The sequence below is a fragment of the Saccharicrinis carchari genome, assembly GCF_900182605.1.
In the GTDB taxonomy this organism is placed as follows: Bacteria; Bacteroidota; Bacteroidia; order Bacteroidales; family Marinilabiliaceae; genus Saccharicrinis; species Saccharicrinis carchari.
The window spans coordinates 332,554-346,179 of record NZ_FXTB01000001.1 but is presented as its reverse complement, the minus strand read 5'-3'; the positions used below and the strand labels follow the sequence as shown (position 1 = coordinate 346,179).

Annotated in this window: 10 protein-coding genes, 1 tRNA gene and 1 riboswitch; of the genes, 6 read left to right on the top strand and 5 right to left on the bottom strand. The window is 40.2% G+C overall.

Annotated elements, in window-relative coordinates; all coding sequences use genetic code 11:
* Positions 1–241: 241 nt before the first annotated feature.
* Positions 242–314: transfer RNA gene (locus FN809_RS01190), tRNA-Gly, on the bottom strand.
* 255 nt (positions 315–569) lie between these two features.
* Between FN809_RS01190 and FN809_RS01185 the strand changes: the two genes are divergently transcribed.
* The gene (locus tag FN809_RS01185; protein ID WP_185957392.1) at positions 570–1,811 is read left to right on the top strand and encodes a glycoside hydrolase family 16 protein; all 1,242 of its coding nucleotides are present in this window, start codon (positions 570–572) and stop codon (positions 1,809–1,811) included.
* 71 nt (positions 1,812–1,882) lie between these two features.
* Here FN809_RS01185 and FN809_RS01180 read toward each other — a convergent pair whose 3' ends face one another.
* Positions 1,883–4,126 (bottom strand): RelA/SpoT family protein, encoded by a 2,244-nt coding sequence (locus FN809_RS01180; protein WP_246095376.1) that lies wholly within the window; start codon positions 4,124–4,126, stop codon positions 1,883–1,885.
* A gap of 185 nt (positions 4,127–4,311) precedes the next feature.
* Between FN809_RS01180 and FN809_RS01175 the strand changes: the two genes are divergently transcribed.
* The 3 genes from FN809_RS01175 to FN809_RS01165 all read left to right on the top strand — a co-directional run bounded on the left by FN809_RS01175 (position 4,312) and on the right by FN809_RS01165 (position 5,415).
* Complete coding sequence (locus FN809_RS01175; protein ID WP_142531650.1) at positions 4,312–4,599, top strand: YtxH domain-containing protein; 288 nt, start codon at positions 4,312–4,314, stop codon at positions 4,597–4,599.
* A 164-nt stretch (positions 4,600–4,763) separates the two neighbouring features.
* Positions 4,764–5,135, top strand: a complete 372-nt coding sequence (locus tag FN809_RS01170) for a phage holin family protein (protein ID WP_142531649.1) — start codon at positions 4,764–4,766, stop codon at positions 5,133–5,135.
* Positions 5,125–5,415, top strand: coding sequence for a hypothetical protein (locus FN809_RS01165; protein WP_142531648.1), 291 nt, complete (start codon positions 5,125–5,127; stop codon positions 5,413–5,415). Before FN809_RS01170 ends, FN809_RS01165 begins: the two co-directional genes overlap by 11 nt.
* 514 nt (positions 5,416–5,929) lie before the next feature.
* On the opposite strand, the gene FN809_RS01160 is transcribed toward FN809_RS01165, so the two are convergent.
* The 3 genes from FN809_RS01160 to FN809_RS01150 all read right to left on the bottom strand — a co-directional run bounded on the left by FN809_RS01160 (position 5,930) and on the right by FN809_RS01150 (position 10,327).
* On the bottom strand, positions 5,930–7,030 hold the full coding sequence (locus FN809_RS01160) for a YncE family protein (RefSeq protein WP_142531647.1): 1,101 nt from the start codon (positions 7,028–7,030) through the stop codon (positions 5,930–5,932).
* Between the two features lie 256 nt (positions 7,031–7,286).
* Positions 7,287–8,366, bottom strand: coding sequence for a YncE family protein (locus FN809_RS01155; RefSeq protein ID WP_142531646.1), 1,080 nt, complete (start codon positions 8,364–8,366; stop codon positions 7,287–7,289).
* A gap of 5 nt (positions 8,367–8,371) precedes the next feature.
* A complete protein-coding gene (locus FN809_RS01150; RefSeq protein ID WP_185957391.1) occupies positions 8,372–10,327 on the bottom strand; it encodes a TonB-dependent receptor plug domain-containing protein in 1,956 nt (651 codons plus the stop codon).
* Between the two features lie 107 nt (positions 10,328–10,434).
* Positions 10,435–10,650, bottom strand: a riboswitch (cobalamin riboswitch).
* 283 nt (positions 10,651–10,933) lie between these two features.
* On the opposite strand from FN809_RS01150, the gene ligA reads away from it, so the two are divergent.
* Both ligA and FN809_RS01140 read left to right on the top strand, forming a co-directional pair.
* The gene (gene ligA, locus FN809_RS01145; protein ID WP_142531644.1) at positions 10,934–12,967 is read left to right on the top strand and encodes an NAD-dependent DNA ligase LigA; all 2,034 of its coding nucleotides are present in this window, start codon (positions 10,934–10,936) and stop codon (positions 12,965–12,967) included.
* Positions 12,968–12,971: 4 nt separating this feature from the next.
* A complete protein-coding gene (locus FN809_RS01140; RefSeq protein WP_142531643.1) occupies positions 12,972–13,514 on the top strand; it encodes a DUF6913 domain-containing protein in 543 nt (180 codons plus the stop codon).
* Positions 13,515–13,626: the final 112 nt, after the last annotated feature.

Here is a 13,626-nt window from a genome sequence, read left to right as displayed (position 1 = left end):
AACAAATTTTATCACGGCATAAACTTCTCGCCCCCTTTTTACTCTACGAGCGAAAAACGGGACTTACCGTGGATAAATTTATAACTCATCCTTCGTAACAAATTTTAATCACGGCATAAACTTCTCGCCCCCTTTTTACTCTACGAGCGAAAAACGGGACTTACCGTGGATAAATTTATAACTCATCCTTCGTAACAAATTTTATCACGGCATAAACTTCTCGCCCCCTTTTTACTCTACGAGCGAAAAACGGGACTCGAACCCGCGACCCCGACCTTGGCAAGGTCGTGCTCTACCAACTGAGCTATTTTCGCATTTGCGCTGACAAAAGTAGAAAAAAATATCGTTATCGAATCAAATAATGACAATAAAAACACAAAAAAAACACAATTAAAATAAAGCATCTATACGTATCTACACAACACATTATTAATCAATGCTCAAAACAAAATTATTACCAGCTCCTAGTTTGTGTATTAAATTAATAACATAAAAAATAGTTGTTTAGGATAACTATTTTACCATATCAGCGTAGAATGTACCGATATCATTACAAACTATACTTACGCATGGCCAATTTTTTTAGTGGGTTGTTTGGGAATAAGTTTCCCAGTACCGATAAATACGAAAACGAAAATAAACAATTAAGAAGTGATCTCGAAAGGTTTAAAAAACTTGAAAAGTCCGATTCCGTATTACGATACTTCGAGCTGGATACGCTGGTACATTCGGGTGAGTTCAAACAAAATGTGACAAAACTTAAAAAGGAACGTTTCAGGCATACCGAAGCATTCCACCAATATAAAAAGTTTAAGGAGTACAAACGTTCCAGCAACGTAAAGCGTTATAACAAATATTTACGTAAAGGTAAAAACGAAGAAGCCGAAAAATTACGAAATACCAGTGAAATACAGACTTACCTGGGGCTTAAAAACTATATAGAATCGCCTGATTTTTCTGCGGTAAAAAGAGAAATGAATGACAAGCAGCGATTTAAAAAATCACAGGAATATTTGCTGCTCGAAGAATTTAAAGCACTCAGTAAAAGTGACGATGTAAATTGGTTTATTAAAACGAAGAAAGAAAACCCCTTTACCCAAATAGACAAATGGCGTTTAACATTTGAAGATGATTTTGACGGCACCAGGCTGGACGAGAGCAAGTGGATAACCGGATATTATTGGGGCAAAGCTTTAATGAACGACAATTATGTGCAAGCCAATGAAAAGCAATTTTTTAAAGCGCAAAATATCGAACTCCGAAACAGCTGTGCTACAATTATATCCAAATCGGAAAAATGTACCGGTAAAATATGGGATAAGGGACTTGGCTTTGTGCCGCAAGAGTTCGAGTACACCTCCGGTATAATGAACACAGGCCAAAGTTTCCGCCAACAATTTGGCAGATTCGAGGCCAAAATTAAATTCAGTCATGCCACACCCGCACAGCACGCTTTTTGGTTGTTATCGGAACATTTAACACCACAGGTAAATATCTTTAGCAGTCCCGAAAAAGGTAAAAATAAAATTGAAGCCGGAAACTTTTGGATGGGTAACGGACAACCTTCAAAAAGTACGCAAACACTTAAGATACCCGGCTCATCGAAAGATTTTTTTATCTATGGACTGGAATGGAGTAAAGATAAAATGGAATGGAAAATTAATGGGGTAACCGTTCATACGATAACCCAAAACGTGCCGCAACAGCCCATGTATATATCGTTGAGCACCCATTTTACCAACCCACCCAATAAGCAGAAGCTCCCCCTGTTTATGGATATAGATTGGGTACGCTGTTATCAGCTGAATTGATTTTTACATGAGCTCTGCATACAAACTGCCCCAAACTTATGGGGCTTTTTTTATGTACAAAACCAGGCGAATTATTCTGTTGAATCGATACGCGACACACTATACACCCCTTTTACATTTTTTACCTTTTTAATTAAACGCCCCAGCATGTCTGTATCGTTTACAAACACGGTAACCCTACCCTCAAAGCTGCCCTCATCGGAATCAATGGATATGGAGCGCATCTTTATCTTCAGCTCTTTGGTTATCAACTGGCTAATATTACTTACGATGCCAATATCATCTGCACCCGTTATCTTTAAGGTGGCCTGGAAGCTGGCGGTGGCACCCGATGTCCACTTCGCATTTACAATGCGATAGCCAAATTTCGATTTCATTTCCGGGGCATTGGGACAATTCTGTCTGTGAATTTTTATACCGCCCGAAACACTCACAAAGCCAAATATTTCATCGCCAAAAATAGGATTACAGCATTTCGACAATACATAGTCCACATTTTTTAAGTTGTGGTCGATCATTAAAACATCGTCCGAATCGGATTGGTCATCTACATTAGCCACAAAATTGGTCGCACTTTTCTGATGCGTGGCCTGATCCTGTTTTTCCTTTTCGTTCTCCTCATCTTTTTGGCTGTTCACAAAGTCTTTTACACTGGTAACAGCAATATTACCCAGAGCAATTTCCCGAAAAAAATCGTTAATGGTTTTCGACTTATAATGTTTTACCAATTGATGGATCAGCTGATCGTTGAGCTCAATTTTCCAGTTCTTCAGTCTTCGCGACAAGGTTTCCCTGCCAAACTCTGCTTCTTTGTAATGAATCTCTTTAAGCGCTTGTTTCACCTTAGATCTGGCTCGTGAGGTAGCCACCACGTTTAACCACTCTATTCTGGGCTCCTGAGTTTTTGAGGTTACCACCTCAATCTGATCGCCATTTTTAAGCACTTGCTTTATGGAAGCATGCTTGCCGTTCACCTTGGCACCAACACATCGTTTACCTACACCTGAATGTATATCAAAAGCAAAATCCAGTACCGTAGCACCTTTAGGCAACCGACGTAAATCGCCTATCGGGGTAAACACAAACACCTCCTGGTCATACAAATTCAGTTTAAAGTCGTCGATAAAATCAACTGCATTCCGTTCGGGATTTTCGAGTACCTCGCGTATGTTAGCCAGCCAGTCGTCCATTCCCTTCTCCCCTTCTCCACCTTTATATTTCCAGTGTGCTGCCAGTCCTTTTTCGGCCACCTCATTCATTCTTTGGGTGCGTATTTGTACTTCTACCCACTTTTTTTCGGGACCCAACACCGTGGTGTGTAGGGATTCATATCCATTTGATTTGGGTATGGACAGCCAATCGCGCAGACGCGATGGATTGGGCTGGTATTTATCCGTAACAATAGAATACACCTTCCAGCAATCCGCTTTTTCATCTTTGGGTTTACTGTCTAATATAACACGGATGGCAAACAAATCGTACACCTTTTCAAAAGGTGTATTTTGATTAATCATCTTGTTATAGATTGAATGAATGGTTTTGGTACGACCTTTAATATCAAATTTTAGTTCGGCTGCCTCCAATTCTTTTTTTATAGGCGCTATAAAGTCATTTATAAATTTATCGCGGGCTTTTTTGGTTTCATTAAGCTTTTTGGCAATGGAATTATACATCGTTCGGTTGGTGTACTTCATCACACCATCTTCCATCTCGCTTTTTATGGCATATAAACCCAAGCGGTGCGCCAAAGGGGCATAAAGATACCCCACCTCGGCAGCTATTTTTTGTTGATCGCCCGGTTGGTAAAGATTTAAACTACGCAGTGTCTGCAAGCGGTCGGCCAGAATAATCAGAATCACCCTTACATCCTGGGCAAAGGTGAGCAACAGCTTCCTAAAATTTTCGGTTTCGATAGAAGTATCTTTGCTGTACAGCTCCTTTACTTTCATCAGGCCTGTTACAATACCCTCTACGCTGGTACCAAAAAGCTGTGCCATCTCATTCTTTTCCACATCCTGATGCTGCACCACATCATACAACAAGGCACAGATAATTGAGGTACGTCCCAAACCGATTTCGGATGCCACTATATTCGCCACCTGCAATGCATGAATGGCCGATATTTTTCCCGATGGCCTTCTGATCTCTTTTTTTCTGCTCAGTGCCATTTCAACCGCTGTGCGCACATGCGCCACATCCTCGTCACTCAACACATTTTTACTGGCTCTCAGTAAGTTTCGGTAGTTAACTATTATTTCGTTACGCTCAGAACTATCAAGTACAACCTGGTTCTCCATAAATATTCCTTTCCTCATTTGTTTTGCATTATGCCAATCGCACAACGATACACCGCAAACTTTAATCGAACCCCAAAATTAGTTTACCCATGCATTTAAACAAAACAATATATCAAAAGCTTTATCTATAATTTGACTTTTATCGTAATTAATGCTACTTTCATCGTGAACATTAATTATTAACCAATTTAAAATTATAAATTATGAAAGATAGTGGTTTATTATTAGGAGGTATGATAGTAGGTGCAATGTTGGGTGCGGCCAGCGCATTATTATTTGCTCCCCAATCAGGTCAGGAGACCCGCAAGCAGCTCAAAGAAAAACTAAATGAGCTTGAAAAAGAAATGAAAGAAACCCAGGAAAAAATGAAAGCAAAGGGTGGCGAACTTAAGGACGAACTTAAAGCCAAGATAAGTACAATTGAAGGTAAAATTGAAAAATTGCTCGAAGAGTACAAGCGCTCGCTTGAGCCAACAAAAGCAGCAAAATAGTTTTTATTGATGGTTCCATTTCCGGAAATTATGGCGGATAGTATTTTGCACAGGCAACGAACAAACGTTTTTAGTTATTTAGTTATTGACACTTTTTTTGGAAGCCCGAATCAATTTTCTTACATTCAATAGAAATTGATTCGGGTATTTTTATAGTAAATATTATGAGTAGAAAAGAGAAAATTTCAGATGAGATTGCGGATATCAAACAAGAAATAGAGTCGTATGTGCAAAATAAGATAGATCTCACCAAACTGCACGTAGCCGAAGATTTAAGCAAATTAACCGCCGGTCTTGCCGTGCGACTATTGCTATTTTACATCGCATTTTTTGTGCTGTTATTTTTATCCATGGCCGCTGCCTATGCTATTGGTAGCTATACCAATAACATGGTTACAGGTTTTATTGTTGTGGCCGGTTTTTATTTGCTGGTGGGTATTTTATTTTACTTACTGAGAGGCATATTGATTAACAGACCTATCATAAAATCATTTATTCATTTATTTTTCCCTAACTACACCAAATATGAGCAATAATAATTATTCAAATATCAATTCTTTCAACGATTTCAGAGAAGAAAAGATGCGTCTTTTATACCAAATCCGGTTGTCAGAAAAAAAACTGGAGATCAAAAAAATGGAACTGCAGGAGTTTCTGAATCCTATACGGCTTGTAACCGTGCTTTTAAATGAATTATCCAAACCCTTGCTTGGTATTTTAAAATCTTCCATAAAAAGATTCTTCTTTGGAAAGAAAAAAAGTGGAAAGAAAAGAAAAAAAGCCTCCGACCCGATGTCAGATCGATCGAAGGATTGATGATAATTAGACCAAGCAAAATAAAATTATAGTATTACGCTATAGCTTTATGCGGCGGCCATAGCCTAAAACAAAGGACTTAGCCAAACTCCTTCCTTGTAAATTAGGGTTTGTTTCTTTCGAATAATATCAGATTTTACAATAGGCAACTCCCCGACCCGCTTGCGTAAGACAATCTGTAGAAATGTTAAATAGGCCTATAATCAGAAATAGCATCGGTAGCGGCTGATATTGTGCTCCATTTATTGTGAATATGCTACTTCATCCATAACTGTATAACATCGAAAAAAACGTTTTTACCTCAGTTCCTTCATGTTTTCGCCAATCCCAAGCCAAGTGGGCAACACGGACTCAGCGCATGCGTTTGGCCAAGGGCTCATACCAGGCATTCAGGTTTTGCTATACAACGCAAGGCTACCCTTTTTTCTAATACTACACATTCCGCCAACACTATGGGCACGCCGTGGTTTTTTTGCTCCTCCCCTTGCGGGGCCGCGGCGGAAGATGTGAGGACTTATCGCACAAAAACAATCTGGCGCGGCTTTTCGCCAACCTCAATCGTTTTTTCTAATTCGATACCATACCTGTCAAAAATATATACCTCCCCCTTGGCTCCGGTGCTGGCATCCATCGCACAAAAGAATTTGCCGGTAGACGGACTAACACCTATGGCATTAAAAACCAAATCTTTATAATCTTCAGCTAAAAACTTATCTTCAGGTAACTGAACGTCGTTAATGCCCATCGCATACATGCCGTCATTCACATAATAAACCCTTATTCCTCCCGGTGATACCGCTAATCCGCCTTTCCCTTTACCCACATATCCCACTTCACTCCCGAATTTAAACACTTTTACTTCATGGGTTCCGTAACTTATACGCGCCAATCCTGCACTCTGGTTGTTTTGGCCTGCACAGAGCACCCATACGTTCTGATAAGCATCAATCACCATATCAACAGGTCTGGTGAGTTTTTTTGGGCTGGATACACCATCCTGTTGTTCTAACACAATGGTATCACTCACTTGTTTTAAATCGATATCTATCACCATCACCGTAGAATCGGGATAGGCTCCTCCCCCGGTGTTGGCTACATATACTTTTTTACCCCTACTGTAGGCAAGCCGCGTGGGATTTTGCCCTACTTTAAAAGTAGCTATGCTTTTACTCAAATCATCGCTATCCAGTATGGTTACCGAACCCGGATTTTCGCTATCCGAAACGCCTTGGGCCACCACTACAAAAGTATCAGATACCGTTGTTAAATCGGTAAGGTGGCTAAAATTACCTTGTTCACCTATTTTTTTAAACGTGGTGGCATCCAGGGTCTCTACTTTTTGGTCATTAAGCGCGCCCTTTAGTGCATACCCTTTATTGCCAAAAATGGACAATGCAGAAAAAGGAGCACCCAAATCAGCCCCGTTTACCGATTTATAAAAATCTGCCGTCACCGTTTCGTCCACATCATTATAATAGCTTATACTCCCTGCTTCGTTGCGCACAAAAGTACCCCTTAAACCTGTATCTGTTATAATGTCTTCATACTCTTTGTTACACGAAACCAGTACCGATGCAATAACAAGAACCAATGTTATTTGAAATATTCTCTTCATTTACTTATCCTTTTCTAAAAAAATTAAATGCAAATATAAGATTTCGACCTAATAAAACCGCTAACTTATTCAAAACATAATTGTAGATGTTCTAAAAATGGCCTATTCTTTTTTTAAACAGGCCTTTATCTTCATCCCCACCCTATTGATAAATTTAATCAATAGAGCACCCCAAGCGTACATTTTTACGATTATATAATCAGATAAAAAAAAGCCGGACAAGCCGGCTTTTTTCTTTTGTACAACATTTTAAGTTTTAAAAAACAAATATACAGGAGTTAGGCACATTCCCAACGGTATATTCTTTTATCTGCATGCCATTGGCATCATATACCAATACACTTCCCGCCTCTGTTGCACTTTCCGAATGGCATAGCCATAACGTATTGCCAATGGGATGTACATCAATACCATTAAAGGTAAGATCTATTAACTTGTCCTTAGGCAATGTGGTGGATGCGATATTCATGGCATAAACTGCATCTGTTATAAAAAATAGTGTTTTTTTATCCGTACTGATGGCCATATTTTTAGTGCCGCCTGCAACGTCTTCAACATCCCAGGATTTAACCTCGTGAGTAGGTACGGTAATTTTTGATATACCTGCATCCGTTTCAGTACCGGTTGTCCAGTTCGGAATGCCACCACAATACACCCACACGTCGCCGTTAGCATCCACTTCCATATCCTTGGGACAATACTTTACCGTTAGTGTTTCAACCACTTTATCCGTTTGGGTGTTTATCACGCTAACTGTGTTGTCGTCGTTGGACCATCCCCCACTGTTGGCAACATAAACCATACCATTCGAAGCCACCATTTTTTCGGGGCCAGCACCCACAGGGATTGTTCCGGTAATGGTAAATGTATTTAAATCCAAAACATGAACTTCGTTATTTTGGGTAGTTTGATTAGGCCAAACACCACTCACTCCATTTCCGTTGGATATGTAGGCTTTATCTTCGAGTAAAACAATTTCTCTGGGATAAGAAAATCCTGTAATTGTTTTTTTAACCTTTAAAGTGGACTTATCGGCTACCAATACATAACCTGCACCATTATCAGTGGTTACAACAATAAAAACATCTTGCTCATTGGCTGCTATTGATTGAGGAAATTTGCCCAAATCAATTTTATTTACACTTTTAAAATAATCATTATTTACATTGCCATCGGCATCAATATAGCTTATGCCACCTGTACTATTACCTTCGTTAAGCACAAGTACATGGCTCACTGTTTTATTTACCGGCGTAACTTCATCATCGTTGCTACAAGAGGTGATGGACAACATCGCTATTACGACGGCAATAGAAAGACTAAAAAAATTTTTCATGGTTTTTAAAAATTAATTATTGCTGTTAAGTAAAATGCTCTCCCGGGCATCGGGTAAGCATATATTATTTGATACGACTTATTTAATATATTTTCGATTCTTACTTTGGTATCCAAATTCAAAAAATCCAATTGCCATACACGACCCACGTTAGCATCTACAATGCCAAAAGAAGACATGCTTGCATTCTCCCATGTGATAGCTGATGATTGAAAAGCATAGGATATACCTATGTTCCAATTATTACGCATATAATTGCTCGATGCTTTTATGAGATGCCGGGGTTTATAGGCAATTGTTTTTTTATATTCAGCACTGTTTTTATCATTGTTGTACGAGTGATTATAACCATACGACAGACGATTATCAAATTGGTAAGCTGATGGTGCAAAAGTGTGCTTGAGTTCTAACTCTGCCCCCTTGGATAGGGTACGACCTATGTTGATGGGCTGCCAAAACAATTCGCCCGCCTTTGGTCGCCAGGCTATCGATTGAATATTATTGATTACATAAAAGGCTAAGTCGGCCGTCACACTGCTGTGCAAAGCCGTTTGCCCTTGAAAAGAAAGGCCTAGTTCGTAGCTCTCGCCTTTTTCGGCATCTATATTTATATTGCCCCCAGGCTCCCAATACCGTTCGTTAAAAGTGGGTCTTCTATAGTGATTCCCTAATTTTACGCGAGCTGTAAACCAATGATCTAAATTGTAAAGCGAGCTAAACGAAAAGGTCAGCGGCGCATCTTTTAGCGTATTCCACTCTTTGCCTATAGAGCCCGAGTGCACAAAATTACCTGTTTTGTATCTGGTGGCCACCGACAACCGATACTCTTGTTCGTCTTTGTTGTAATAATTTGTCCTACCATTGAGGTACATGTATTTCACCGACATGTCGGCACTCAATTTAGCCCCCAGGTAGTATCGCGCGTTAAAGTCGCTCAACCACCTCTTAGAAGATATTTCAGAAAATATTTTATAGCCCCCGTTATTGTCTGACTCTTTATCTGTAAAGCGCATAAAATCATAAAGGTAAGCAGCCTTTAGCTCCAACCTAAACGAACCTAAAAGCGTTTTCCACGATAAATAACTACGAAGCAAGGAATCTTTTTGATCTTGAAAACTTACCGGGGGCCCTATACCCATTTTCCCGGGAATTTGTTTTTCGTTCACCTGATACCAAACACCAGCACCAAAGTAATTTCGATTTAGTTTTATATGAATATCCTGAATGGTGCCCATAACACGACTCTCATTATGGTTGAGCTGTTCCTGAGGTTGTCCAAAATCATGGATATCGATGTATTTGAAATTGTTTTTACTTTTTTGTACAAACAATTGTCCACTATACGAAACACTATGGTTAGAAGCTTTTACAAGCAGCTGTTCTTTAAAGGACGAGAGCGCTTTGATTAAGCGCTTGTTTTTACCAGATAAAAACTGATCGCTATAATTGGCGTATCCGCCCACTTCGGAAGCAATACCAATTGACAAGTTTTTTTCCCAGCCAGGGGTGTTGGAAATATTTATCGCTCCTCCCATCGTGCCACTTCCATAAACCGCTCCACTAGCTCCATACACAAGATCTATTTTATCGAAGCCCCCCACATTTATCAACGAAAGATCCGTTACCCCGGTGGTTAAAGAATTAATGGGTATACCGTTCCAATTTACGGTAGTATGGGTTGAGGCTGCCCCTCGAATGCTTGCCGTGGCCACATTACCTGCCCCCCCATTTGATGAAACCTTTATCAGAGAGGTTTTTGTGAGTAAGGCACCCAGGTCCTGAGCCTGATAACGATTGATGGTCAGAGAATCCAAACGCACCGTTTTATCAGCTTCGGCATAATAGCTGATACGCGACTTTACAATGCTCACCTCATCTATTCTTATCGTATCCAGATCTATTCGCTGACCCGACACCTGATAAAATAAAAAAGACAAAAACAACGAAATTACACGTAACATAACTTTATTCATCCTGCAAAAAATACTTCAAAAAGTATTGCTCTTGAATAACGGAAATCAACCAGGGAAGTGAAAATCTTGCCATGTATTTATACCGAATACCTTGAACAATGAATAACGAATTGGCAGGTCTTCTGACTTATCCCGACCTTTTGTCGCCTTCCCATTTTTAATAGTGGCCTGATTGACAAAAAGCATACTATCCGAATTGTTCGGATCGGAACTTACAGCAGCGGAAACTGTTGCCGATTTTAACGGCATTCCCTCTTTGGTCGCATAAGCTTTGAATAAAACTTCTTTGAACCAATTCGGCTACAAAAGTATGCTTTTTATTCGGCTAAAAAAACAGTGGCGATTATAAAAATGGAAAATCCCGCCTTTTAAATCCGAGCAAACCTTGATTGCATTTTAATTATTTGCGTTGTATATTTGTAGGGCGGATGCGATGCGTCGCAAGCGCTCCACAAAAGCCGTTATTAGAAGTAATAACGGCTTTTGTCCATTTTAACAACAAAATACAATACGATCCACTTAAAATAAAAAACACCCTTTAGCGTAGACGCAATTGTATTTTGCACAAACCCAAATTTGTAATTATCCTATATAATGAATAACGATATAAAAAACAGGATTACCTCACTCACTCAGGAACTTAACCAACACAACCACAGCTATTACGTATTAAACAAGCCCACCATTTCGGATTATGCTTACGATGCGCTGATGCACGAGCTAATGAAGCTGGAAAAAGAGCATCCTGAATTTAAAGATCCGGATAGTCCCACGCAAAGAGTGGGCAGCGACTTATCCAACGATTTTGAACAGATTACGCACCAGTATCCCATGCTATCGCTGGGTAACACCTATAGCGAAGGAGAGATTGCAGATTTTTATCAGCGGGTGAGCCGGGCCATAGGCGACAACATTGAATACGTGTGCGAACTGAAATACGACGGCACATCCATCAGCCTGACCTACGAAAATGGCAGGCTCAAACATGCCGTTACCCGCGGCGACGGAGAAAAAGGGGATGATGTTACCGCTAACGTTAAAACAATAAAAAGCATACCCCTACACCTAAAAGGCGATTACCCTGCCAATTTTGAAATACGAGGAGAAATATTTATGCCCCTCGCCGAATTTATCAAAACCAACCAATTAAGAGTGGCCGAAGGGGAAGCGCCTTTTGCCAATGCCCGTAACGCTGCTGCCGGATCGCTTAAAATGAAAAAAAGTGCCGAAATGGCCAAACGCAGGTTAGATTGCTTTTTATATTACCTACTGGGTCCGGATCTGCCCGGCAACCTGCATTCCCAAAATTTAGAACAGGCCCGTAGTTGGGGTTTTAAAATTCCCGAACATTATAAAATATGTACCTCGTTGCCCGAAATATACACGTTTATAAATCATTGGGACAAAGAGCGTCATAAACTCCCCTTCGAGATAGATGGTATTGTGATTAAGGTGAACAACATCCATCTGCAAAACGAACTGGGTTACACCGCTAAAACACCCCGCTGGGCTATATCGTACAAATTTAAAGCAGAAGAGGCCCGTACCCAGCTCCTCTCGGTCGATTATCAAGTGGGCAGGTCGGGCAGGATTACCCCGGTTGCCAACCTGGAACCCGTTCAGCTGGCCGGAACAACCGTTAAAAGAGCTTCGTTGCATAATGCCGATATTATTGCCCAACTGGATTTGCACGAAAATGATTGGGTTTATGTGGAAAAAGGGGGTGAGATAATCCCAAAAATAACCCGTGTAGAAGTAAGTGCGCGCCATCCTATGTCGGCTCCCGTACAATTTATCAGTCATTGCCCGCAATGCAACACGCCCCTGATACGTCCTGAGGGTGAGGCAGCGCACCTGTGCCCCAACGACAAGGCCTGTCCTCCGCAGCTAAAGGGTAAAATAGAGCATTTTGTGAGCCGTAAAGCACTCGATATCGACTCTTTTGGAGAGCAGGTAGTAGATTTGCTATTTGAAAAAGGACTGGTAAAGGATGTGAGCGACATTTATGATTTAAGCTATGATAAACTCATTGGCATTAACCGTGTATCGGACGACGAAGAAAACAAAAGACTATTCAGCTTTAAGGAAAAATCAACCCAAAATCTGTTGGATGGCATTGCCCAATCGAAAAATGCACCTTATGCCAACGTATTGTTTGGCTTAGGTATAAAACACGTGGGTGCCACTGTTGCCAAAACCCTTACCAAAGAATTTAATACGATTGACAAACTTTCGCAAGCCAAGCTGGAGCAACTGACCACCTTAGACGATATAGGCCCCAAAGTAGCCCAAAGTGTAATTGACTATTTTGCCGATACCGATCACCGCGCACTCGTGGAACGCTTAAAAGCCGCGGGCCTTAACTTTAAAAGCGAAGCCCCCACGCAAAGCAGCGAAAAATTTAAGGATCAGTCGTTTGTCATCAGTGGTACTTTTTCCGCTTTTTCGCGCGACGAACTTAAAAAAATTATTGAACGCAACGGTGGTAAAAACATTAGCGGGGTTTCAACAAAAACATCGTATCTTGTGGCTGGCGAAAATACGGGGCCCGCAAAACTCGCCAAGGCCGAGAAGCTAAAGGTGAAAATTATTAGTGAAAGCGATTTTATTGAACTATTAGAACGTTAATTCTGTGAGCTACTTAAAAAAATTAAGAATACTCCTTGCTGGTTTTTTGCTAAAGCTAAAACTAAAAAAAAGAAAACGCACACCTGTAACCTGCAATCTTAGTGCCGCCAAAAGCATTGGACTATTATTTAACTCCGACAACGAAAGTGACCGGAAAACAGCCAAAGCGCTTGAATCATTTTTCAAGCAGTCGGAGGTTCGGATAGAAGTATTGGGTTACTCCAAATTTAAACATAACACCGGTAATTTAATTGGCGACAACCAACACCACTACATACATCCTCAGGATTTTAATTTTTTTTACCATCCCAAAAACAATGCGGTTGATAGTTTTATACAGCGCAATTTTGATATATTAATCAATTTGTATCAGGATGCTGAATTTCCGGTAGAATACATCACTAAAATGTCCGAGGCCAAATTTAAAGTGGGTTGTGCTCACCTGGATCCAAGCATGCACGATTTAATGATAGATGTGAACAACAACAAAGGCGACTCGGCCTATCTTTGCAAGCATCTAAAATACTATCTTAGCATTATAAGCTGAACAAAGGCATGATAATTGCTTTCTGCCAATCAATTTCGCTAAATTAACTTTTATAAACCAGCTTTTTTGCAAAGCATTTTTTAATTATGATTTATTTGCATCTTAAAAATAA

What these genes read in the sequence shown, in the direction of transcription:
- FN809_RS01185 (WP_185957392.1), top strand. Translation starts at nt 570, where the DNA reads ATGGCCAATTTTTTTAGTGGGTTGTTTGGGAATAAGTTTCCCAGTACC.
- FN809_RS01180 (WP_246095376.1), bottom strand. Translation starts at nt 4,126, where the DNA reads ATGAGGAAAGGAATATTTATGGAGAACCAGGTTGTACTTGATAGTTCT.
- FN809_RS01175 (WP_142531650.1), top strand. Translation starts at nt 4,312, where the DNA reads ATGAAAGATAGTGGTTTATTATTAGGAGGTATGATAGTAGGTGCAATG.
- FN809_RS01170 (WP_142531649.1), top strand. Translation starts at nt 4,764, where the DNA reads ATGAGTAGAAAAGAGAAAATTTCAGATGAGATTGCGGATATCAAACAA.
- FN809_RS01165 (WP_142531648.1), top strand. Translation starts at nt 5,125, where the DNA reads ATGAGCAATAATAATTATTCAAATATCAATTCTTTCAACGATTTCAGA.
- FN809_RS01160 (WP_142531647.1), bottom strand. Translation starts at nt 7,030, where the DNA reads ATGAAGAGAATATTTCAAATAACATTGGTTCTTGTTATTGCATCGGTA.
- FN809_RS01155 (WP_142531646.1), bottom strand. Translation starts at nt 8,366, where the DNA reads ATGAAAAATTTTTTTAGTCTTTCTATTGCCGTCGTAATAGCGATGTTG.
- FN809_RS01150 (WP_185957391.1), bottom strand. Translation starts at nt 10,327, where the DNA reads ATGTTACGTGTAATTTCGTTGTTTTTGTCTTTTTTATTTTATCAGGTG.
- ligA (WP_142531644.1), top strand. Translation starts at nt 10,934, where the DNA reads ATGAATAACGATATAAAAAACAGGATTACCTCACTCACTCAGGAACTT.